The sequence below is a fragment of the Streptosporangium sp. NPDC051022 genome (assembly GCF_040683035.1).
GTDB lineage: Bacteria > Actinomycetota > Actinomycetes > Streptosporangiales > Streptosporangiaceae > Streptosporangium.
The window spans coordinates 247,872-269,058 of sequence record NZ_JBFBCF010000009.1 but is presented as its reverse complement, the minus strand read 5'-3'; the positions used below and the strand labels follow the sequence as shown (position 1 = coordinate 269,058).

The 21,187-nt window shown below is 69.8% G+C and carries 18 protein-coding genes; 6 read left to right on the top strand and 12 right to left on the bottom strand.

What is annotated here, in order from left to right:
• Nucleotides 1-419: 419 nt before the first annotated feature.
• Nucleotides 420-1,499 carry an ion channel gene (locus tag AB0N02_RS18320; protein WP_363947550.1) on the bottom strand — a complete coding sequence of 360 codons (1,080 nt, stop codon included), beginning with the start codon at nt 1,497-1,499 and terminating at the stop codon, nt 420-422.
• 183 nt (nt 1,500-1,682) lie between these two features.
• Between AB0N02_RS18320 and AB0N02_RS18315 the strand changes: the two genes are divergently transcribed.
• Both AB0N02_RS18315 and AB0N02_RS18310 read left to right on the top strand, forming a co-directional pair.
• Nucleotides 1,683-2,231: a TetR/AcrR family transcriptional regulator gene (locus tag AB0N02_RS18315; RefSeq protein ID WP_363947547.1), complete on the top strand. Its 549-nt coding sequence runs from the start codon at nt 1,683-1,685 to the stop codon at nt 2,229-2,231.
• A complete protein-coding gene (locus AB0N02_RS18310; RefSeq protein ID WP_363947544.1) occupies nt 2,228-2,764 on the top strand; it encodes a DUF2867 domain-containing protein in 537 nt (178 codons plus the stop codon). The genes AB0N02_RS18315 and AB0N02_RS18310 overlap by 4 nt, the downstream gene beginning before the upstream one ends.
• On the opposite strand, the gene AB0N02_RS18305 is transcribed toward AB0N02_RS18310, so the two are convergent.
• From AB0N02_RS18305 to AB0N02_RS18280, 6 genes are all read right to left on the bottom strand, one after another.
• Nucleotides 2,742-3,134 (bottom strand): Rrf2 family transcriptional regulator, encoded by a 393-nt coding sequence (locus AB0N02_RS18305; RefSeq protein ID WP_363947542.1) that lies wholly within the window; start codon nt 3,132-3,134, stop codon nt 2,742-2,744. The two genes, AB0N02_RS18310 and AB0N02_RS18305, sit on opposite strands and share 23 nt — an antisense overlap.
• Nucleotides 3,135-3,138: 4 nt before the next feature.
• Nucleotides 3,139-4,029 (bottom strand): ABC transporter permease, encoded by an 891-nt coding sequence (locus AB0N02_RS18300; protein ID WP_363947540.1) that lies wholly within the window; start codon nt 4,027-4,029, stop codon nt 3,139-3,141.
• Nucleotides 4,019-4,810, bottom strand: coding sequence for an ABC transporter ATP-binding protein (locus AB0N02_RS18295; protein WP_363947537.1), 792 nt, complete (start codon nt 4,808-4,810; stop codon nt 4,019-4,021). Before AB0N02_RS18295 ends, AB0N02_RS18300 begins: the two co-directional genes overlap by 11 nt.
• Nucleotides 4,811-4,839: 29 nt before the next feature.
• Entirely contained in the window at nt 4,840-5,913 is a 1,074-nt protein-coding gene (locus tag AB0N02_RS18290; protein WP_363947534.1) for an ABC transporter substrate-binding protein, read from the bottom strand.
• Nucleotides 5,914-6,450: 537 nt separating this feature from the next.
• A complete protein-coding gene (locus AB0N02_RS18285) occupies nt 6,451-7,014 on the bottom strand; it encodes a hypothetical protein (protein WP_363947531.1) in 564 nt (187 codons plus the stop codon).
• Between the two features lie 86 nt (nt 7,015-7,100).
• Nucleotides 7,101-8,471: an LCP family protein gene (locus AB0N02_RS18280; protein WP_363947529.1), complete on the bottom strand. Its 1,371-nt coding sequence runs from the start codon at nt 8,469-8,471 to the stop codon at nt 7,101-7,103.
• Between the two features lie 266 nt (nt 8,472-8,737).
• Here AB0N02_RS18280 and AB0N02_RS18275 point away from each other — a divergent pair, with 266 nt between their 5' ends.
• Entirely contained in the window at nt 8,738-9,622 is an 885-nt protein-coding gene (locus AB0N02_RS18275) for a hypothetical protein (RefSeq protein ID WP_363947527.1), read from the top strand.
• A gap of 130 nt (nt 9,623-9,752) precedes the next feature.
• Here the strand turns inward: AB0N02_RS18275 and AB0N02_RS18270 are convergent, their stop codons facing one another.
• From AB0N02_RS18270 to AB0N02_RS18250, 5 genes are read right to left on the bottom strand one after another with little or no spacing between them, the layout of a single operon-like run.
• Entirely contained in the window at nt 9,753-10,670 is a 918-nt protein-coding gene (locus AB0N02_RS18270) for an NAD-dependent epimerase/dehydratase family protein (protein WP_363947525.1), read from the bottom strand.
• A gap of 51 nt (nt 10,671-10,721) precedes the next feature.
• On the bottom strand, nt 10,722-12,566 hold the full coding sequence (locus AB0N02_RS18265; protein ID WP_363947523.1) for an AMP-binding protein: 1,845 nt from the start codon (nt 12,564-12,566) through the stop codon (nt 10,722-10,724).
• Nucleotides 12,563-13,684, bottom strand: coding sequence for a cytochrome P450 (locus AB0N02_RS18260; protein WP_363947521.1), 1,122 nt, complete (start codon nt 13,682-13,684; stop codon nt 12,563-12,565). The genes AB0N02_RS18265 and AB0N02_RS18260 overlap by 4 nt, the downstream gene beginning before the upstream one ends.
• A complete protein-coding gene (locus AB0N02_RS18255; protein WP_363947519.1) occupies nt 13,681-14,436 on the bottom strand; it encodes a glycosyltransferase in 756 nt (251 codons plus the stop codon). The genes AB0N02_RS18260 and AB0N02_RS18255 overlap by 4 nt, the downstream gene beginning before the upstream one ends.
• Nucleotides 14,437-14,465: 29 nt before the next feature.
• A complete protein-coding gene (locus AB0N02_RS18250) occupies nt 14,466-15,428 on the bottom strand; it encodes a ketoacyl-ACP synthase III (protein ID WP_363947516.1) in 963 nt (320 codons plus the stop codon).
• Nucleotides 15,429-16,273: 845 nt separating this feature from the next.
• Here AB0N02_RS18250 and AB0N02_RS18245 point away from each other — a divergent pair.
• The 3 genes from AB0N02_RS18245 to AB0N02_RS18235 all read left to right on the top strand — a co-directional run bounded on the left by AB0N02_RS18245 (nt 16,274) and on the right by AB0N02_RS18235 (nt 20,883).
• Nucleotides 16,274-17,461 (top strand): hypothetical protein, encoded by a 1,188-nt coding sequence (locus tag AB0N02_RS18245; RefSeq protein ID WP_363947513.1) that lies wholly within the window; start codon nt 16,274-16,276, stop codon nt 17,459-17,461.
• Between the two features lie 307 nt (nt 17,462-17,768).
• Nucleotides 17,769-18,995: a hypothetical protein gene (locus AB0N02_RS18240; protein WP_363947511.1), complete on the top strand. Its 1,227-nt coding sequence runs from the start codon at nt 17,769-17,771 to the stop codon at nt 18,993-18,995.
• A gap of 445 nt (nt 18,996-19,440) precedes the next feature.
• The gene (locus AB0N02_RS18235) at nt 19,441-20,883 is read left to right on the top strand and encodes an MFS transporter (protein ID WP_363947508.1); all 1,443 of its coding nucleotides are present in this window, start codon (nt 19,441-19,443) and stop codon (nt 20,881-20,883) included.
• Nucleotides 20,884-21,187: the final 304 nt, after the last annotated feature.

Below are 21,187 nucleotides of genomic sequence, written 5' to 3'. Positions count from 1 at the left end.
CGACTCGCGACATACCTCGCGAACAACCCCGACAGGGTCGTCTTGCCGCTGCCGCCCTTACCGACGAATGCCACCCTCACGACGACGATCCAATCTGATTATGAAAATCATTGCAAGGACCTGGAAGTGATAATCATGCCACGGCCGATGAGGGGGAGTCGCGGGTATGAACGGGATGGGCGCGGGAGGTTCGGTGATGGCGCGGTCGATAGTGGTGCTTTTTAGTGCTTTATGGTGATTTTCCGGCAGGCGGAGACGGCGTGATCGGGGTGACGGACGCCGGGGTGGATCCGCCCGGCGGGGTCTCGGCGGCGGCCGGGATCTCGGGATCGCCGCTGGTCGCCGCCAGATTCACCGGGTTGGTGGGGTTCCGGGGAGTTCGCCGGGGGGTGTTGGAGTCGCCGGGAAGGTCAGGAGTGTCAGGGGCGCCGAGGACCGTCAGAGGTACCGGGTTCACCAGGAGCACCGGGTTCACCAGGAGCGCCGGGGGCACCGGGGGTGTCGAGGGTGTCGAGGGTGTCGGGCTCGTCGGTGCTGTCGGAGTTGTCGGAGTTGTCGGAGCCGTCGGAGTCGGTGGAGTCGTCGGGTCTGAGGCGCCTGACCGATCGGCGCAGCTCCCGTAGCTCCGCCACCGTGGCGCGCAGTTCCTCCACCGCGCCGCGCAGCAGGCGGAGGGCCTCGGCGCCCGGCGACTCGCCCTCCCGCCTCTGTTTCTCCTCCGGCCCCTGCGCCTCCTCACGCCGGGCCTCCGGGAACTCCTCGCGCCGGGCCTTCTCCGGCGGGACCGCTTCACCGGGGGACTCCTCGCGCGGGCTCTCCCCGGGCGCGGTCTCTCCGCGCGGGGCCGTTTCGCCGGGAGTCTTCGGGCCCGCGAACATGTCGGCCGGAGATCCCGTGCGCGGGCCCCTTTCGTGGAGATCGTCGAAGCGGGAGACGAACCAGGACGCGAAGGAGGCGGTGACCACGCCCAGCAGGCCGATCCCGCCGAACATCAGGACGCCGCCGACCCACCTGCCCTGCCCCGTGACCGGATACAGGTCGCCGTAGCCCACGGTGGTGATCGTGCTGACCGCCCACCACAGGGCGTCGCCGAAGGTCCTGATGGTCGCCCCGGGCGCGCCGCGCTCCAGGCGGAGCACGCCGAGGGACACGGTCAGCCCGAACAGCAGGGATGTGAGCCCGGCGTAGGCCGCGACCTGCGCGTGGAACTCCAGCCGGCGCCGCCGATGCCGGATCGTCGCCCTGCTGATCATGCCGACCGCACGCAACGGGCAGAGCGTGGGAACGGCGAGGGTCACCAGCGCCAGCCAGTTGCCCAGCAGGAACGCCCTCCGGTCGGGGGCGAGCGTCAGCCGTACGGCGATGTCGGCCGCCAGCGCCGCCCAGGTGCCCAGCACGACCGTCCAGCACACCGCGCTCAACGGCCGGGGCATGCCGGGAGCCAGCACGAGCGCCGCGAAGGCGGCCAGGAAGGCCAGGGAGGCGAGGATGAGCGGCACCTCGCTGGCGCGCTCCCAGCGCTCCAGCCGCGAAGGGGCGCTCTCCCGGTGGGGCGGTCGGCGTTTCGTCGGAGACTCCCCCTCCCTCGGTGCTTCTCGTGACGTTCATCGTACGGAGAGTCACCGAAAGATTTCCCCGTGCCCGGGCCAACGACATACCAAACCGTATGGCATGGTGGAGACATGGCCACAGAACAGGACTGGCTGGACGAGGGGCTGGTGATCCTGGCCGCTCACGGAGCTCCGGCGCTGACCATCGAGCTGCTGTGCGAGCGGCTCCGGCTGACCAAGGGATCCTTCTACCACCACTTCCGGGGGATGCCCGCCTACCGCACCGCGCTGCTCGACCACTTCGAGAGACGGTTCACCACGGAGTTCATCGAGACCGTCGAGTCCGGGGCCCACGCTCCGGCCACGATCCGGCTGGAACGGCTCTTCGAGCTGGTCGCGGGCATCGGCGACTCGCCCGACCTGGAGATCGCGGTGCGGGCGTGGGCCCAGCAGGACGAGCAGGCCCGTGCCGTACAGGCGCGGGTGGACCGGCGCAGGATCGACTACCTGCGCATTCTGTGGGAGCAGCACGGCGGCCAGGATCCGCAGACCATGGCGCGGCTGCTTTATCTGATCCTGATCGGCGCGGGCCACCTCGTCCCGTCGCTGACGGCCGGGGAACTGCGCGGGGTCTACGACCTGGCCCTGCGTCCCTACTTACCCGCACGGGAGCGATCGTGACACGAACCGTGGAACCGTCCCCGACCCACGCCCTGCTCCACACCCTGACCGGCGACCTGCCGGGCCTTCGCGAACTGGTCCGCGACGCCGACCACGTGGACGTCAAGACCGTCGAGGGAGACCTCACCCTCAGGGAGTTCCTCCACGGGCTCGTCTCCTGGGATCCGGGCTGGATGCGCTTCCTCTACCGGATCCGCGCCGGGTTCGTGCGCCTGCTCGGCATGCGGCAGCGGGGGATCCCCTCCGCCCCGGACATCCGCCCCGAGGACGTCTCGTTCACCCCCGGTGACAAACTGTCGTTCTTCACCGTGATCGACGCGGAGGAGGACCGCTACCACGTGTCGGGTGTCGCCGAGTCGCACCTCACCGCCTGTCTCGCGGTCGTGGCCGAGCCCGGGCGCTTCCACGTCGTCACGATCGTGAAGTACCACCGCTGGACGGGGCCGGTCTACTTCACCGTGATCCGGCCCTTCCACCATCTCGTGGTCCGCGGCATGGCGAGGGCGGCCGTCAGGGCAGCGCGTTCTTCGTGATGTGGGCGAGGGTGATCTCGCTGAGCAGCGTCTTCTCATACTCGCGCAGCGCGCTCCACACGTCGGCCAGAGGCCCGGCGACCCCCGGATAGTCGGCGCGCTCGGAGTGCTCGGGACTGCCCTCGACGACCACGATCACGTCGGCCAGGGTGATCTTCTCGGCGGGCCGGGCCAGCCAGTAGCCCCCCTCGGGGCCGCGCTGGCTGTGGATGATCCCGGCCCGCCGCAGTTGTAACAGGATGTTGTCGAGGAACCTCCGGGGGATGTTCTGCGCCACCGCGATCTTCTCGGCGGGCACGGGGCCGGGAGGGGCGGCGGCCAGTTCGGCGACGGCTCGCAGCGCGTACTGGGTTCTGGCGGAGATCCGCATGTCGTCAGTTGCGCACCTGCTGGAGGCCCCAGCGGCGGCGCAGCGCGTTGTCCGCCGCCTCGAACAGCAGGTCGATGCCGATGCCGATGACAAGGATCACGATCATCGTGCCGAGCAGGCCGGCCGAGTCGGCCAGCTCGCGGTCGAAGAAGAGCCGCTCGCCCAGCGAGGACTGGTGGGCGATGATGACCACCAGCTCACCGGCCATCAGCGAGCGCCAGGCGAAGGCCCAGCCCTGCTTGAGCCCGGCGAGGAACGACGGCAGCGACGCCGGAAGGATCACGTGGCGGTAGAGCTGCAGGCGGCGGAAGCCGAGCACGTGGCTCGCGCGCAGCAGGATCGGCGGCGTGTAGTCGACGCCGGTGATCAGGCCGTTGGCGATGGACGGAGCCGCGCCGAGGATGACCACGAAGGTGATCGCGCTCTCGGTCAGTCCGAACAGCAGGATGGCCAGCGGGAACCACGCGATCGACGGCATGGTCTGCAGACCGGTGATCAGCGAGCCGAAGGCGGCCCGCAGCACCTTGATCCGGGAGACCAGGGCGCCGATGACCAGTCCGACCAGCACGGACACCGCGAAACCGGTGATCGCGCGGCGCATCGTCACCGAGATGGCGTGCCAGTACTCGGGGTCGGAGAGGCGTTCGCCGAGCCTGCCGAAGGTCTCGGCGGGACCGGCGAAGACGTACTCGGGCCAGCGCCCGCTCCACACGATGGCCTGCCAGATCACCAGCACGATGGCGACCGCGAGGAGCATCGGCCAGAGGCGTCCCCAGAGGCGGACCGCCAGCCCGCTGCTCGTGCCGCCGCCGAGTTCGAGGGCGTCGAGGCCGGCGAGCTGGGCGGCGTGGACGTCGGCCGACCGGCCCGTGGGGGATGCCTGGTCAACGGCCATGGCGAAGAACCTCCTGGCGTAGCCGCTGGGTGATGGTCGAGGCCAGTTCGGCCACCTCCGGCGAATCGGTGAGGCGAGGCCGGTCGATCTCCACCGGGAACTCCTCGGCGACCTTGCCGGGCCTGCTGCTCAGCAGCACGACCCGGTCGCCGAGCCGTACGGCCTCGCGGACGTTGTGGGTGACGAACAGCACGCTGAGCCCGCGCTTCTGCCAGATCCGCTCCAGCTCGTCGTGGAGCAGGTCACGGGTCATCGCGTCCAGCGCGCCGAACGGCTCGTCCATCAGCAGCACGTCGGCCTCCTGGGCGAGCGCGCGGGCCAGGGAGACCCGCTGGCGCATGCCGCCGGACAGCTCGTGCGGGCGCTTGGCGCCGAAACCGCCCAGGTGGACGATCTCCAGGAACTCCGCGGCCCGCTCCCGCCGTTCCTTCTTGGCCACGCCCTGCACCCGCAGCGCCATCTCGACGTTGGCCGCGACGGTGAGCCAGGGGAACAGCGCGGGTTCCTGGAACATCATGGCGATCTTGCGGGTCCCGGTGTCCAGCGTGCCGGCCGTCGGCTTGTCCAGTCCGGCGACCAGGGAGAGCAGTGTGCTCTTGCCGCAACCCGAGGCGCCGAGCAGGCTGACGAACTCGCCGGGGGCGACGGACAGGGAGATGTTGTCGAGAGCCAGGAGCCCGTTCCTGCCCTGGCCGTAGATCTTGGAGACGCCGTCCAGCCGGACCGCGGGCTCGGAGCCCTCGGCCCGGCGGGACGCCCGCTCCGTGAGCGGAGCTGTCACTTGCCCTCCTGGTGATTCGGATCAGGTGGTTACTTGTCGGCTACCTCGGGCTGGCCCTGTGCCTTGAGAACCTCGTTGAGGGGCTTGAGGTCGTAGATGCCGTTCAGGTCGACCGGCTGGAGCAGTCCGACCTTGATCGCGTGGTCCGCGCTGCCGAGCAGGGAGGAGGCGATCGGGTCGTTGGTGAAGGTGATGTTCTTGAACGCGCTGTCCAGGACCTCCTGCTTGAGCGGCTTGCCGCTCAGCTTCTCCAGGGCGGCGTTCACGGTCTTGGCGGCGTCCGCCGGGTCGGCGTTGATCGCGGCGTTGGCCTCGACGTGGCCTTCGAGGAGTTGCTTGACCGCCTCCGGGTGCTGGGCGGCGAACTCCTGGCGGACGATCAGGTGGGTGATCACGAACTGCTTGTTCGGCCAGAGGTCGCGCTCGTCGACGAGGATCTTGCCCTTGCTCTCCTGGACCAGGCGGCTGGCGAACGGCTCGGGGACCCAGGCGCCGTCGATGTCGCCGGTGGCGAAGGTCTGCAGGGTCTGGGAGTTCTCCTGCGGGACGATGTTGACGTCGCCGCCGCCCTTGGTGTCGGTCTTCAGGCCCTTCTCCTGCAGCCAGTACCGCAGGGCCACGTCCTGGGTGTTGCCGAGCTGCGGCGTGGCGATCTTCTTGCCCTTGAGGTCCTCGGCGCTGTTGATCTCGGGCTTGACGACCAGGAAGACGCCACCGGAGGCGGCGCCGGCGATGATCTTGATCGCCTTGCCCTTGGACTTGGCCCAGGCGTTGATGGCCGGGTTGGGGCCGATGTAGGTGGCGTCGATCGCGCCGGAGAAGATCGCCTCGACCGCGGCGGGGCCCGCGTTGAAGGTGGTGGTCGTGAGCTTGGTGCCGCCGAGGTGCTTGGCGAAGAGGCCCTTCTCGACGCCGACCAGCGCAGTGGAGTGAGTGATGTTCGGGAAGTATCCGAGCCGGACCTCCGCGAGTTTGTCACCGCCGGCGGAGGCGCTGCTGCCCGCCGTGCCCGTCCCTCCCGAGCTCCCGCAGGCGGTTGCCAAGGTCGTGAGTGCCAGTGCGGCCAGCGCCGCCACCACCCCGCGAGCCCTGCGAGCGTTCATGACTACTCCCTAATTCCTACTTAATAAGTCGGTTAGGTGCATATAAGAGCCGAGCGGGGGTGGATGTCAAGCCGAAAAGGTAGGGAGGGGGGCACTGTTACCGCTTCGTGTTCTCTCGTGTGGTATCAGTAACCACTTTGGGGTTTAGTGCGATAGATGCGGACTGGTGTCCCTGGTAGGCCCCGGGTGGCCTTCGGTGAGCCGGGTGGCCGGTTGGCGGTGGCGCGCCTGTGGGATCCTGGCCGGCTGGAGCCGCCGGGTTTCGGTCCACGCTCGCCGACCGAAACCCGGAACGCCGGAATCCTGGGGGGCGCGCGCGGAGGGCGCATCGGGCGGCGTGCGCGAGCGATGCGTCGAAGTGGCGTGTCCGGGGAGGCGCGTCGGGCGGCGTGCGTGAGCGGTGTGCCGGGCGGCGTGCGTGAGCGGTGTGCCGGGTGGTGAGCGTGAGCGGTGCGCCGGGGTGGCGTGTCCGGGGGTGCGTCGGGCGGTGTGTGCGGGCAGTGTGCTTTGGGTGGAATGTTCGGTGTGCCGGGTTTGTCAGGTCTCCCGGGAATGACGGTGGCGGCGACGGCGGCGGATCAGGAAGACGATCCCGACCAGGGCGCCGCCCACGACCAGCGAGAGCGGCAGGAGCCACCTCGGTGACCTCTCCTCCTGGATCACCATGGTGTCGATGTCGGTGGCGCACACCAGCACCGGCCCGCCGTCGCCCCGGCGGGCGCACGCGGTCGTCGCCAGGTTCGGCACCTCGTCCGCCGTCGGATCGCCGACCCGGGCGCTCAGGTGGACGACGGTCTCCCGCCCCGCCGGGACGTCCACCGTCCACGAGACCGTCCCGTCCTGGGCACGGCCTCCGGCGTCGGCGCTCACGAAGAACAGCGAGGGGGGCAGCGTCTGGGCGAGGGTGATCCCCTCAAGGGCGGTGTCACCCCGGTTGGAAACGCGCAGCGTGTAGGTGCTCTCGCTGCCGGGGGCGGCCTGCCGTACGCCGTCGTCGAGGATGATGGAGATCGCGGCGGGCGGATCCGCCCAGGCGGGAAGCCCGCCGGGAGCCAGTACGGCGGCGGCGAACAGGGCCGCGCTCGCTGGGGGACACCTCATCCCGGAACCTCCGTGATCACGTTGAGTCACCGATCCATGACATCATCCATGGTGACTCGCGCGCCCTCGCTTCGCCGGGCTTTTGCTCAGCCGCAGACGGTGTCGAGGCTGGTGGGACCGTTTCCGGGGTGCCGCTGGGCGTTCCCGGAGGAACCGGAGGGGGCGGAGGAGCCGGAGGGGGCGGAGGGGGCGTCATCCGACCTCGACAGGATGGCGGCCACCTTGTGCTTGATCAGACCGTAGTCGGGGTTGCCGGTGTCGATCAGCGGGGGTACGAACTGGAAGCTCTTGATATTGGAGCTCTTCACCTTGTCCGAAAGTTCGATGAGGTTCGGCAGCAGTTCCCGTGGAATGTCGGTGGATACCGCGTTCATCGTGGCGTCGGCCAGTTTCTCGAAGCTCCTGAGCACCGTCACCGGATCGGCCTGTTTGGTGATGGCGTTCATCAGGCACTTCTGCCTGCCCATCCGGACATAGTCGTCGCTGTAGGTGCGGGCCCTGCCGAACCAGAGCGCCTCCTCACCCGACAGCCTGCGTGTCCCGGGCTGGATCAGGCCCTCGTTCTGCCTGCCGTACACGATGGGGGCCTTGATGGTGACCTTCACCCCGCCCATCGCATCGATGATCTTCGCGAAGCCGTACATGTCGACCATCACGTAGTTGGATATGTCGAGACCGGTGAAGTCGCTGATCGTCTTCTTCAGCAGCGCCGGCCCGCGCTGGCCCTTGGGGACGCCGGGAACCATCGCGGGGTAGTCCTCGGCGTACTGGAAGATCTCGTTGAGCATGCCCGGGGTGTACGGCGGCTCGCCCCCGAAGCCGAAGGGGAAGCGCTCATGGGCCGGACCCGGGGGCATCGGGACGTTCTCCAGGTTCCTGGGCAGGCCGAACAGCATCGTCGCGCCGGTCCTGGTGTCGATGCTGGCCACGGTCATGCTGTCGGTGCGCACGCCGATGCGGTTGGCCGCGGCGTCCGCGCCGATCAGCAGGATGTTGAGCCGTTCGCGACCCCTCCACGGATCGACCGGGATCGGCGTCGCGCTCGCGCCGAAGACGGAGGTCACCACGCTCCGGGAGAGGTAGGCCAGCCGGGCCGCGTAGGCCATCGGGGCGATCACCAGCGCGCACAGCAGGCCGACGGCGAGGGCCGACAGGTAACGGGCGGGGCCGGACAGCGACTCGGGACGGACCAGCTGGTAGGACCGGACGACCACGGCCACCGTGGCGGCGGCGAACAGGATCCCGCCCAGCGTGAAGGCCCACAGCCAGCCGGGCTGCACGATCAGGGAGAGCAATTCGGCCCCGGCTCCGAAGAGGGCGGCCACCACGGCCGTGACGGCGCTCAGGTAGACGCCCATCAGCAGGGCGCCCGTGACGCGTCTTCCCGTCCACAGATGCGCCAGGCCCCACAGCGCGGCGGAACCCAGCGTGAGAGCCAGGCCTGTCCCGACGCTCAAGCGATCCCTGTTACCTGCCATCTGTCCAACATCTCCCGTCCTCCGGCCCCCCACCTCGCAGGTTAGTAATGGTTTTCGGATAAATGAGCTAGGTACCCCCACGACGCGCAGGGAAGCCTGAGTCAAGATTCGGTGTACGGATTCTCGCTGGTTTTCCCACTCGTTCAGGGGATTGCGGTTTTTCAAATCACGGTCAAAAAGAACGTCTAATGGGTTTTGCCAGATGAATAAGGGGATTCCCGGTTAGGGCGGGTGAGGAGGATGCCGTGCGGAGAGCGATCAGTGTGATCTTCATCGTGCTCGGCTGTGTCGCGGCTCCGCTCGCCCTCGTCGGGCTCTGGGCGACGAGCGAGCTGGGCGACACCGACCGTTACGTCACGGCGGTGACCCCGCTGGCCGGCGACCGGGCGGTCCAGGAGGTCGTCGCGGACCGGGTCACCGCCGTGACCACCAAGCCGTTACGGGAACTGGACGCCTCCCTCTCCGGTGACGTCATCCGCGGGCCGGTGGACTCCGTCGTCGTCGGCGACAGGTTTCCTCCCGTCTGGGAACGGATCAACCGGGTGGCGCACCGGCACCTGTCGGCCGTCCTGTCAGGTCAGGGCTTTCGCGCGAGTGCCGCGGGGGACGGGACGGTCAGCCTCGACCTCACCGCGGTGTACGAGGCCGCCAGGCGGGTGATGGTGGAGTCCGGGGTCGTGGTCGCCGCCCGCCTGCCCGACCTGCACCCGAGGATCGAGCTGTTCTCCACGGCGGCCTTGGTCAGGGCCCGGGCCGTCTACACCTGGCTGACCAGGCTCAAGTGGGTGCTCCCGATCCTCTCGGCCGTCCTGCTGGTGGCGGGGGCGCTGGTCGCCAGGGACCGGTGGCGCGCGTCGATCGGCGTCGGCCTCGGTCTGGCCGCCGGGATGGTCGTGCTGGCCGTGGTCCTGGTCGTCGTCCGGGACGTCTCACTGCCCGGCCTCGCCGGCAACGACGGGGCGTGGACCGCCGCCGCGACCGCGGTCTTCGACGCGCTGACGCGGTCTCTGTGGATCGGCCTGCGCGTGCTGTTCGTCGTCGGCCTGATCCTGGCCGGGGTGGCCTTCGTGGCCCGTCACAGGCGGCTCTCCCGGACCGGCACCGGCTCCCCGGGCACGGGCTCCCCCTGACCGCTCCGCGTCTCCTCGTCGTCTCCTCGTCACCGGCCCGCGGCCCCGGTCCTCGTCGTCCGCCTCACCGCTCACCGGACGGTTCCCCTCTCACCGGTCCGCGTTTCCCCGTCGCCGGCCCGCGGCCCTCTCACCAGTCCGCCGCGCCCGCGAACGACGTCGCCGCTGGGCGGTACCCCAGCCGGTCGCGGGCGGCCGTGATGTCCAGGGTCCGCTCCACGGCCAGATGACCCACCGCGTAGCGGGTGAGCCGGGGCGGACGCGCACGGCCGAGCAGCCGGAACGCGCTCTCGGCGACCACGGCCAGGGGCTCGACGAGAGCGAGGGGCAGGTAGTAGGGCTCGGCGTCGATCCCGCGTTCCCGCAGGATCGCCCGCAGGGCGTCGTCGAGGACGACGGGCTCGGCGTCGGTCACGTTGAAGACTCCCCGCTCGACGGGACCGGCGGCGGCGAGCAGACAGGCCTGGACCAGGTTGTCCACCGAGGTCAGGCTGATCCGCTGCCGCCCGTCTCCCACCGCCAGGAGCCTGCGGCCCCGGACCGCGCCGAGGACCCGGGGGAGCAGGGTCGTGTCGCCCCTGCCGTAGATCGCGTGCGGCCGCAGGACGACCGCCCGGTCCAGGACCCCCTCCGCGGCGGCCTTCGAGGCGCCGTAGGCGTTGACGTACCCGCGGGCGGGAGCCCGGTCCTCGGTGGCCATGACGGTCGGCAGGAACGGGTCGTAGACGCTGGCCGTGCTCACGTGGACGAACCTGGCCTCCGGGAACGCCGCGGCGGCGTTGCGGGTGCCGTCCACGTTGGCCGCCCAGATGGCCGAGGGCGCCCCCCAATCGGTGACGCTCCCGGCGCAGTGGACCACCGCGTCCACCTCGGGCAGGCGAGACCGGTCCCCCAGAAGGTCCCAGGAGGTGTACGGCGCGCCGCCCACGTGCCCCGGTTCGACGGACGGCCGCCTGCCGAAGGCCCGCACCTCCCATCCCCGCTCCACGGCCGCGCGGCAGACCGCCCCGCCCACGAACCCGGAGGCACCCGTCACCCCGAGCCGCACCGCGCCACCCCCTCCTCGCGCCGCCCTTCGGGGACGCCGACCGCGCCGGGTTCAGGCACGGCGGGCGACCAGTTCGCGGAGGGCGGCCCGGTCGAGTTTGTCGGCGCGGCCGGAGCGGGGGAAATCGTCGAGAGGCTCGACGCGGTCGGGGAGCGCGGCGGCGTCCACGATCTCGGGAAGGGCCTTCCTGAGCAGGCCCTCGTCGTAGTCGCCGGTCGGTATGACCGCCAGCACGACCTCCTCGTCCCCCGTCTCGGGGTCGCCGAGCCCGACGATCGCGGCCTCGGCGATCCCGGGCAGGGCGGCGATCGCGGGCTCGTAGAGGCCGGGGTAGATGTTCACCCCGTCACGGAGGATCATGTCCTTCTTCCGGCCGAGCAGTACCAGCCTGCCCTCCTCAAGACGGGCCAGGTCCCCGGTCGCGATCTCCGTCAGCGGCTCCTCGCCGAGGTAACGCCGGGCCAGGTGCGGTCCGGAGACGAACAGCTCGCCGTCGTCCGCGATCCGGACGCCCACCCCGGGAAGGGGCGTCCCGAGGAGGTCTCCCTCGGCCTGCTCCAGCTTCTCCCGCGCCGAGGCGATCGCGATCGGCAGTGCCTCGGTCATCGCGTAGACCGACAGCACCTCCGGTCCGGCCTCGATCGCCCTGCGGAGCACGGCCGCGGGCGCGGGGGCGGCGCCGAGCAGCAGGTAACGCAGCGTCCGGGGAAGCCTGGGCGTCCGGCGGAGCAGCCTGTCCAGGTGAACGGGGACGGCGAAGGTGTGCGTGGCCCTCCTGGCGGCCAATTCCTCGGCGAGGTCCCCGCCTCCGGGCAGCGACCAGGTCGCCCCGGCCATCAGCGCGGGCAGTCCCAGCATCAGCTGGTCGGTGTGCACGACGTCGCCGGGTCCCAGCGGGAAGACGCTGCGGAACAGCTCCAGCCCCGCCGCCAGCGACCCCCTGGTGTGCACCACACCGCGCGGGCGGGCGGTGGTCCCCGAGGTGAAGATCACCGCCGCCGGCTGCCCCGCCGCTCCGCCCTCCCCCCATCCGGCTCCCCGTCCGGCTTCCTGCCCGGTTCCCCGTCCGGTTTCCTGCCCGGTTTCCTGCCCGGTTTCCTGCCCGGTTTCCTGCCCGGTTTCCTGCCCGGTTTCCTGCCCGGTTTCCTGCCCGGTTTCCTGCCCGGTTTCCCGTCCGGCCTCCTGCCTGGCTGGAGCGCGCTCGTCGGGCGCCGGTACGGCGGGCGGTGTCGCGGGCCCGTCCGGCGCCGATGCGCGGTCGGCGACCCGGCGGACGGCGCCTGCCGGGTCCGCCGGACCGGAAGGGCCGGACGCCCTGAGAATCCGGGACAGGCGAAGGGCCCCCCGGGGCACGCCGGGCAGCCAGGGGCCCGTGTGGAGGTGGCGGACGGGCCGTCCGGGAAGCGGGTCGCGGAGGTTCGGCAGCAGCAGGCCGCGACGGCGGGCCGGCCCCTTGAGCGGGCCGCTCAGCGTGTAGAGCAGGGACTCGGCGACCACCCAGCCGGGACGGGTGGCGGTCATGCGGGCGGCGAGGACGTCGGGGGCCAGCCCGGGGTCGGCGAGCACAAGGGTCCCGCCCGCGGCCACGGCCCCCAGCGCGAGCGCCACGGCGTCCACGCCGGGCCGTACCGCGAACAGCACGCCGTTCTCGATCTCCCCGCTCTTCCCGATCTTCTCGGTTTCCCCGGTCTCCCCGGTGCCCCGTTCCCGCGCTCCGGGTTCCCGCGCTCTGGACGGAGAGGTTCCCCCGGGATGGCCGGTCATCGCGTCGCGGACCGCCCTCACCCGGCGGGCCAGCTCGCCGTAGGAGATCTCGCGGCCCCGGCCGTCGATGAGGGCGACCCGGTCCGGTTCCCGTTCGGCCGCGGACAGGATCCCGGTGACGATGTCGTTCATGCCGCCGTGATCCACAGGTGCTCGTAGGTGGGAATGAGGACTCCTCTGGCCGCGCGCCGCCGTACGACGCGCACGTTGTGGGAGAGCAGGACCGAGGCCACCGCCCGGATCTCGGCGAGGGCCAGCGGGTAGCCGATGCAGAAGTGCGGGCCCGCGCCGAACCAGATCCGCCGCAGCTCGGGAGGATGCCTGCGCGCGGGGTCGAACGGGCCGTAGGCGCGGGCGCAGTTGTGCGTCACGATCAGCACCCTGTCGCCGGGCCGTACCGCCACCCGGCCGACCCGGGCCGCCGAGCCGACCGAGCGCAGCATCACCGGCGTCGGCGTGGTGACCCGCATGGCCTCCTCGATCACCCGGTCCAAGTCGTCGACCGGCGTCCGGTGGTCGTGCAGGAGGGCGATCAGCCTGGGGACGAACGTGGCGACCGTCTCGGTACCGGTCAGGAAGAACGCGCCCGCCGCGCCGCGGGACTCGGCGGCGGACAGTCCCTGTGCCCGCATCCGGCCCATGACCGTGGACTCGTCCCCGGCCTCGTAGGCGGCCTGCGCGATGTCCCCGATCCCGTCCAGCACCCGTCCGGCGATCGCCACCTGCCGCTCGTTCAACCGCCGGGAGCGCAGCGAGACCATCGAGACGATCCGCTCCCCGTCCGCGAACAGCTCCCTGGCCCGCGCCTGCGAGACCTCGCCCAGCCCGATCACCCGGCAGATCACCGCCCCGGCCATCGTCCGCATGGAGTCGACCAGGTCGACCGTCTCCCCCCGCTCCAGACGCGCAGAGAGATCGTCGAGCGGCTCCCGCAGCACGTCGGTGACCAGCGCCGAGACGTACGCCGGGGTGAACAGCGGCATCAGCTTCCTGCGCAGCGCCGCGTGACCCGGCCCCTCCATGTTGAGCAGCACCGAGGGGCCGAGCACCGGTGTCCACAGGTCGCCGGGGGATCCGGGGCCGTCCTTGCGGAAGCGCTCGTCGTTCAGCACGGCACGCGCGGTGGCGGCGTCGTTCACCACGACCCCCAGCCCCGGGACCCGGACCACGGGGCCGAGACGGGCCAGCAGCCGCATCAGGGGATAGGCGAAGGGGTGCGCGGCCAGGTGGAGACGGGTCTCGTGGTTCACCGGATGTCGATCACTTCGGGGCGGTAGCGGTGATCGGCGTACCAGGCCAGGGTGCCCGCCAGGCCGTACGCCCGCAGGCGGCGGACCGAACCGTAGACGACGACGTCGCGGCGCGAGCCGTACGCGGAGGTGATCTTTCGGACTCGGTTGACCAGGGCGCGGTCCTCGTGGACCTCCTCGATCGCGGTCCTCGGGAAACCCCCGGCCCGCTCGTACAGCGAGGCCGTGATGGCCATGGCGCAGCCGGGCATCATCACGTAAGGCCCGAGATACTCCGGAGACCGGTTGCCGGGGCGGAAACGGCCGAACGTCGCGGCCACGTCCACCACGAACGGGATGAGCCGCCGCTCCCAGAACCTCAGCGGGAACTCGTCGGTCCTGGGCAGCAGCCTGCCGCCGATCATCTCCAGCCCGTCGCCGAACGCGCGCCGGACGCTGCGCACCCAGTCTGCGCGGGGCAGGCAGTCGGCGTCGGTCCTGGCGATGTGGGTCGCGCCGTTGGCGACGGCGTGGCGCACGCCGGTGTCGGAGGCGGCGCCGGTGCCCTTCCTGGTCTCGGTGATCACCTGGACGCCGTGCCGCCGGACGATCTCGGCGGTCCCGTCGGTGCTGGCGTTGTCCACCACGACGAGCGTGAAGTCGCGGTCGTCCTGGCCGGCCAGCGCCCTGAGCGTCGCCTCGATGCCCGCCGCCTCGTTGTAGGCGGGGACGACCACCCACAGGTTCATCGCGTCCTCGCCGGTGTCGGGCACGGGCCCTCCGATCTCACGCCCGTCCTCGGTCACATCTCCGCCAGCATCACGCCGGTGCTGATCCCGCCGCCCAGGCCGAGCAGCGCCACCCGGTCACCCGGCTTCCACTCGCCCAGCGCGAGCTGCAGCGGCAGCGTGGCGGAGGCGCAGTTGCCGTGCTCGGGGAGGCTGACCACGAGCCTGTTCTCGGGGATGCCGAGCGCCGTGGCCAGATAGTCGAGGTACGGCACCGCCACCTGGTGCACGGCCACGACGGCGAAGTCGTCCCAGCCCAGGCCGGTGCGCTTGAGCGCGTTGAGGAAGATGTCCGGCCCGGCCAGTGCGAACGCCTCCTTCAGCCGCCGCCCGTCACCCCGGAAGTAGGAGTACTCCGGGTCGCGGGGGTGCACCGAACCACCGCCGGGCAGGGTGCCGATCGCCCAGGCCGTCGAGTCCGCCGCGAAGTCGCGGTAGAAGATCCCGCGTTCGGCGTCGGCGGTCACCAGCACGGCGGCTCCGCTGTCCGACAGCGTGTATCCGGCGAAGGAGTCGACGAACTGCGCGTGGTCCCGCACCCGCCAGCGGATCGCCCGCGACGGCACCTCGCCGGAGCAGACCAGCACCTTGCGGTGCGCTCCCGTCAGAATCAATGCCTCGGCCACCTGGATCCCGTTGAGGACGCTGTTGCAGGCGTTCTTGACGTCGAAGACCGGGCACGACATCCCGAGTTTGGCCGCCACGATGTGCGCGGTCGCGGGCTCGACCATGTCCTGCGAGGCGGAGGCGAAGATCAGGAGGTCGGCGTCCGCGTGGTCGCCGAGGCGGCGGACGGCCCCCACCGCCAGGTCGGAGGCCTGCTGGTCGTCGTCGGCGACGTGGCGCGACCGGATGCCGGTCAGTCGCTCGATGACACCTCGGTGGGGGATATATCCCTCGATCCGCCGTTCGACCTCCGCGCTGGTCATGATCCGTTGCGGCAGATACGTCGCGACGCCCGTGATCCGGGCCTTCATCGCTCCCCCTAGCTGGCAGTACCTCGCCTCACCCAATATCCGCGCAATGTACCGAAAAGGTGGGCATATTGTCCCGGTTGCCCGAGGCGGGGAGTCTTGACCGCCCTGGAACGGGGAATTCCGGCTGTCCGGGAGGGGGGATCCGGGCTGTCTGGGGCGGGAGATCCCGGCTGACCGGGGTGGGGGGCCGTACCGGCCACAGGGGGCTGTGGCCGGTACGGGCGGCGTCCTCGCGAACACGCGTCCGGCGGTGCCGTACGGGTGTGTTCTCCGCAAGTGCGAGGAGGCCGCGTCGGAGTGCGGCCTGGGCCTCTCCTTCCCGAGCCGCACGTCGTACGGCGCGGCGGTGGACGCCGGGGAAGGGCCGCCGCCGCGCCCGCTCGTCGGCCGTCGGCCGTCGGCCGTGTCCCACGCGACGGCGCGCAGGGCGGCCTCCTCCTGCTGGAGGATCTCGGCTCGCAACTCGTCAAGGGTGTCGGCGTCCACGGTCCGGTACGGCGGGCCGTCCCACTCGCAGCCGTCAAGGAAGGGCTGTCTCCGGGACGGGGGACGCGGTGCCGGGGGCCGGTCACGGTGCAGGGGCCTTTCCGGTCGGAGTTTCGTGGCCGGCGGACGGATCCACCGTTTCCCGGGGCTTTTCGCCTCGCGGATGTAATAGTGGAAGAGATTTGGATTTCCTCGAAGGGAAACGTCATTGGGGTGCCATTGGGGGCGGTGCCCCAACGGCACCGTCAAGCGGAGCGGACATGCCATACACCTCTCACCTCGTTGATCCGCAGGAATCCCCGTGGCATCTTCTGGGTGCTTTGATGCGCCATTGGCGGGAAGAAGTCAGAGGCGTCTCAATGCGAGAAGTCTCCCAAAAGGCATATGTCGACAATGGTGAGCTGTCGCGCTGGGAGCGCGGCCTCGCCCGTCCACACGCCGACCACGTACGGGCGATTGACGAGGTTCTCGGAGCCAACGGTCAGCTTGTGGCAATTCGCGCTCTTGTGGTTGATATGGAAAGGCTGGCCGGGAGTACCATCGAAAACGAACCCTCGATCCGCAACGAGGAGGACGCCGTGGAGCGTCGTCGACTTCTGCGACTCGCGGTAGCCGGAATCGGAACGCTCGGCATTTCCGGTGAGCCGATCCGTCGCCTTCTTGATTTGTCCCTCGACGAAGGTTTCCGCAGCGTGGAGGACTGGAACCTGGCCTGCGCCGACCATCTGCACGCGCTGCGGACACGCCCTCCCGAGCAGGTGGCGGCCGACCTAGTCGTCGACCTGTTCACGCTGCGGCGTCAGCTGGAGGGCTCGGCCCCCGCCGAGGCGCCGGGACTGCAACGGGTCATCGCCGTGCTCTCCAACCTTCAGGCCAACAGGATGACCTGCCTGGGCCAGCACGGATCCGCCATCCGCTGGTCGCAGACGGCCCGCCGGGCGGCCGACGCCTCCGGGGATCTGGAGACGCGCGTGCTGGTCCGCGCGGAGGAAGCGGCAGGCGGTCTCTACGGACAGCGCACCGAGAAGACGATCCTGCACCTTCTCGGCGAGGCCGAACGGCTCGCGGGTAAGCCCTCTCTCACCCTGCTGGCCACTCGGGCGAAGGCGCTGTCTCTGTCCGGCAGACACGACGAGGCGCGTCAGACGCTGAACGCCCTTCTCGACCTCGCAGAAAAGGGGGTATCAGGGGATTCATTCGGTTTCTGGACGGCGAGCCAGGTCCATTTCGCAGAAAGCTGGGTCTACGCTGGCGCGGGCGACGAAACCAAAGCGGACACCGCCCGAGACAACACCCTCAGGATCACTGGAAGCCATCAATATCAGATGAATGTCAGGCTTCACGAGGCACTGTGCGCGGTTGTCAACGGAGGCGTGGAAGAGGGAATGCGCCGAGCGGTAGCGGTGATCGATTCCCTGCCCGCCGACCGTCGCGACACCTACATCATTGAAACCGGACAGATGGTACTGCGTGCCGTACCCTTCGAGCGGCGGAATCGTCCTGTCGTCGGTGAGTTTCGCAAGGTGCTGGGGGCCGGAGTTCTGTAGGACACTGGGATCCGTCCACCGCTCGTGTCGCGCACAAAATACGAATTAATCGAAATGCCGGACTCGTATAGATCTTTGTCGGAAGACAGATTGAAAACAATCTTGTCACCGGAGTTGCCGAGTCCCGCCGACCGCGCTGGAGCCCGTCGTCCTTATGGCCCACCCGTACCCCACGCCCTCGCCACTGCCGACGGCCTCCCCGCCCCCTCGGCCGTCCCTGGCCGCTCGACGTCCCGCCCAGCCGCCGGCATCCCCCGCCGCTCCGCCCTCACCCATGCCGCACCCCTCCTCGACCACGCTCCCGGGTGTGGACGGTGAGTACTCGGGGATCGATCCGGCCGCGATGGACGAGCTCGAACGAGGGCTCGGCATGGCGGAGGAGATCCTCGGCCGCAACGAGCCACGGGTCCGTGGCACCCTGCAGAAACTCGACCTGGACACCTCCGGCCTGAACGCCCTGCGCGAGGTCCGGAGCTGGATCGGCACCAGCCGCCCCGACCTACGCCGCCGCAGCGAGACCATCCGCGCCGAACACACCGCGTGGGGAGCCTCCGCCACCGTCCCCGCCGGCCTGGCCGCCTTCGACGAAACCCTGTACGGCAAGGCCGCCCACGACCCCGACGTCTACGCCGCGACCCTCAAACTGACCGAGGCCGCCGAGAACGGCGAGGTCGACGAGAAGACCGTGGCCGAGCTGGAAAAGCGCACGGGAAACACGACGTTCGCCACGGGGCTGATGAACGCACTGGGCGCGACGAGGTTCCGCGAACTGATGACGAAGGCGGTGGAACGGGGAGAAGACAAGAAGGCGACGCGGCTCCAGGTCGCCCTCGGCAAGACACTGGGCACGGCGAGCTCGAAGCTGAGCGACGCCTGGCGTGACGAACTCGCTTCCAGGCCCGCTCTCGGCTGGCCGGGCAACGAGTACCAGGCGGTCGCGCTGGCACTCGAGCACGGCACCTTCGCCTCCCCGTTCCTTTTGGCGCTCGCCAAGAAGATCGACGCGTGGGATCGGGAGCCGTTCCCTCCCGGTGTGAAGTCGAAGGTCATGGTGCCTCTCATGGAGGCACTCGGTAAGAACCCCGCAGCGGCCCAGGACTTCTTCGCCGGCGATCCCACCGCCCTGAAGCACTTCCTGACCGACTGGAGTATGAGCGACGGCGGAGAGGCACTGGGCAAGGCACTGGAAGCCGCGACGCTCGTCTTCCGCGACCACGACAGCTCACCGCAGAACCCGTCGCGGGGCTACCTGTCGGCGAAACTGGCCTCCGAGTTCGTGCATCTAGGAGCCGAACAGCTCAAGGCAGGCGACTCCCTAACGACAGAGGCGCCCTTCCGGGCTCTCCAGTCCGGCGCGGTGTGGTCGGGACCGGCCGCCAAACGTTTCGACGGGCAGTTCACCCAGTACCGTACGCGTCTGCGTGGTTCGGCGGACCGGATCGTTTCCGACCTGCGTCAGGTGCTGGCTCGCACGCCGCGTCAGGTGTCCAAGGAGGAGGCCGAGGCGATCAGGAAAAAGTACGGCCTGCCCTGAAGGCCCACTCCGGTCAGGAAAATTCTCCCGGCCGGGAACCCGCCCGGTCGTCGCAGGGGTCAGACGGGGTCCGGGGGTTCCAGACGGATTCGTCGTTTCGCTTCACGGATGCCATGGTGCACGACAGCCGGCGTCCTCGGCAGGGAAACCTCGTTGGGAGACCGTTCCCAACATCTCCCATCATCTTTCGTCGACGCCCGGCACGCGGAACGGAAGGAGTCCCCGTTCCCCTGGGGGCCGGGCACGAGAGGACTCCGGGAACCGTGCGCCCTTCGCTGACCGGCGTCGGCGGGCGACGGGGACGGGCCGTCCGGTGTCCTCCGGGGGCGTCGTGACATCGCCCCTACGGCTTCGCGATCCGATCGCGGAGCCGTACGACCATGTTGACCTGTGACAAGGGGATCGCCGGGAATGGGGGGATCCCCCAGGGGTAGCCGGTCGCGTCATGAGCGACGTTGAGACGGGGACGGTGACCACGAAGGTCCCCGCGCGGTTGGATCGGCTGCCCTGGTCACGGTGGCACTGGATGATCATCATCGGTCTCGGAACCGTCTGGATCCTCGACGGTCTCGAAGTGACCATCATCGGCAACCTCTCCGCCCAGCTCGCCAAGCCCGGTAGTGGCCTGGAGATCACCCAGACCCAGGTGGCCGGTACGGCGGCCGCCCTCTACGTGGCCGGGGCATGCCTCGGGGCGCTGTTCTTCGGTCACCTCACCGACAGGTTCGGCCGCAAAAGACTGTTCATCATCACGATGGTCGTCTACCTGGTCGCCACCGCCGCGACCGCGCTGTCGTTCTCGGCGTGGTGGTTCTTCCTGTTCCGCTTCCTGACCGGCTTCGGCATCGGCGGCGAGTACGCGGCGATCAACTCCGCCGTCGACGAGCTCATCCCCAGCCGTCACCGCGGCCGGATCGACATCGTCATCAACGGCAGCTACTGGCTCGGCGCCGCGGGCGGAGCCCTGCTGACCGTGCCGTTGCTCGGCGGCTTCGCGGCGAACATCGGCTGGCGCATCGCCTTCGGCCTGGGCGTCGTTCTCGGTCTGGGCATCCTGCTCGTACGGCGGCACGTGCCGGAGAGCCCACGCTGGCTGTTCATCCACGGCCGGGACCGGGAGGCCGAGGAACTGGTCGACGACATCGAGGCGCGGATCGAGCGGGAGAAGGGGGTGCGTCTCGACGAGCCCGAGCGGTCCATGACCATCCACCAGCGCGGATCCATCGGCTTCGGGCGGATCGCCCACACCATGGTCGCCCGCTATCCCAGGCGTACGATCCTCGGTTTCTCCCTCTTCGTCGGGCAGGCGTTCCTCTACAACGCCATCACCTTCGGATACGCGCAGATCCTGTCGACCTTCTTCAAGATAGACACCACCACCGGCTACTTCTTCGCCGTCATCGCGGTCGGAAACTTCCTCGGCCCCCTGCTGCTCGGGCACCTGTTCGACACCGTCGGCCGCGTTCCCATGATCTCCGCCACCTACGTCGGCTCGGGGGTGTTGCTGCTCGGCACGGCCTGGCTGTTCGACCAGGGGATGCTGACCGCCTTCACGCTGACCGCCTGCTGGTGCGTGGTGCTCTTCTTCGCCTCGGCCGGGGCGAGCGCGGCCTACCTGACGGTCAGCGAGATCTTCCCGATGGAGACGCGGGCCATGGCCATCGCCTTCTTCTACGCGGTCGGCACCTTCGTCGGCGGCATCGCCGGTCCGCTGGTCTTCGCCAACCTCGTGGAGAGCGGCAGGCCGGGTGATACGGCGCTGGCCTTCTGCGTCGGCGCCATCCTCATGATCGCCGCGGGGGTGGTCGAGATGTTCCTCGGCGTCAAGGCGGAGGGCAGGAGCCTGGAGGACATCGCGGAGCCGCTGAGCGCCGCCCCTGCCGCCTGACGGCCTTCTGCCGGCTCCGTCGACCGTGCCGAACGACTGTGCCGAACGACTGTGCTGGACGACCGCGCCGGATGACCGTCGGCGGTGACGGCGTCAGACGACGGCAGGTGACGGCAGGTGACGGTGGCGGGTGACGGCGGGGGCCTTGACACGAGTGGGAGGCGTGGTTCGCGCGTTCCGTAAAACCGGATGGAGAACGTTCCATAACCCGGATGGAGAACTTGATATGATAGTGATTATCATTTGAGCATCTGTTCAGGAGTTCGCCCATGGATGCCGCCACCGCACTCGACACACGCGCTCC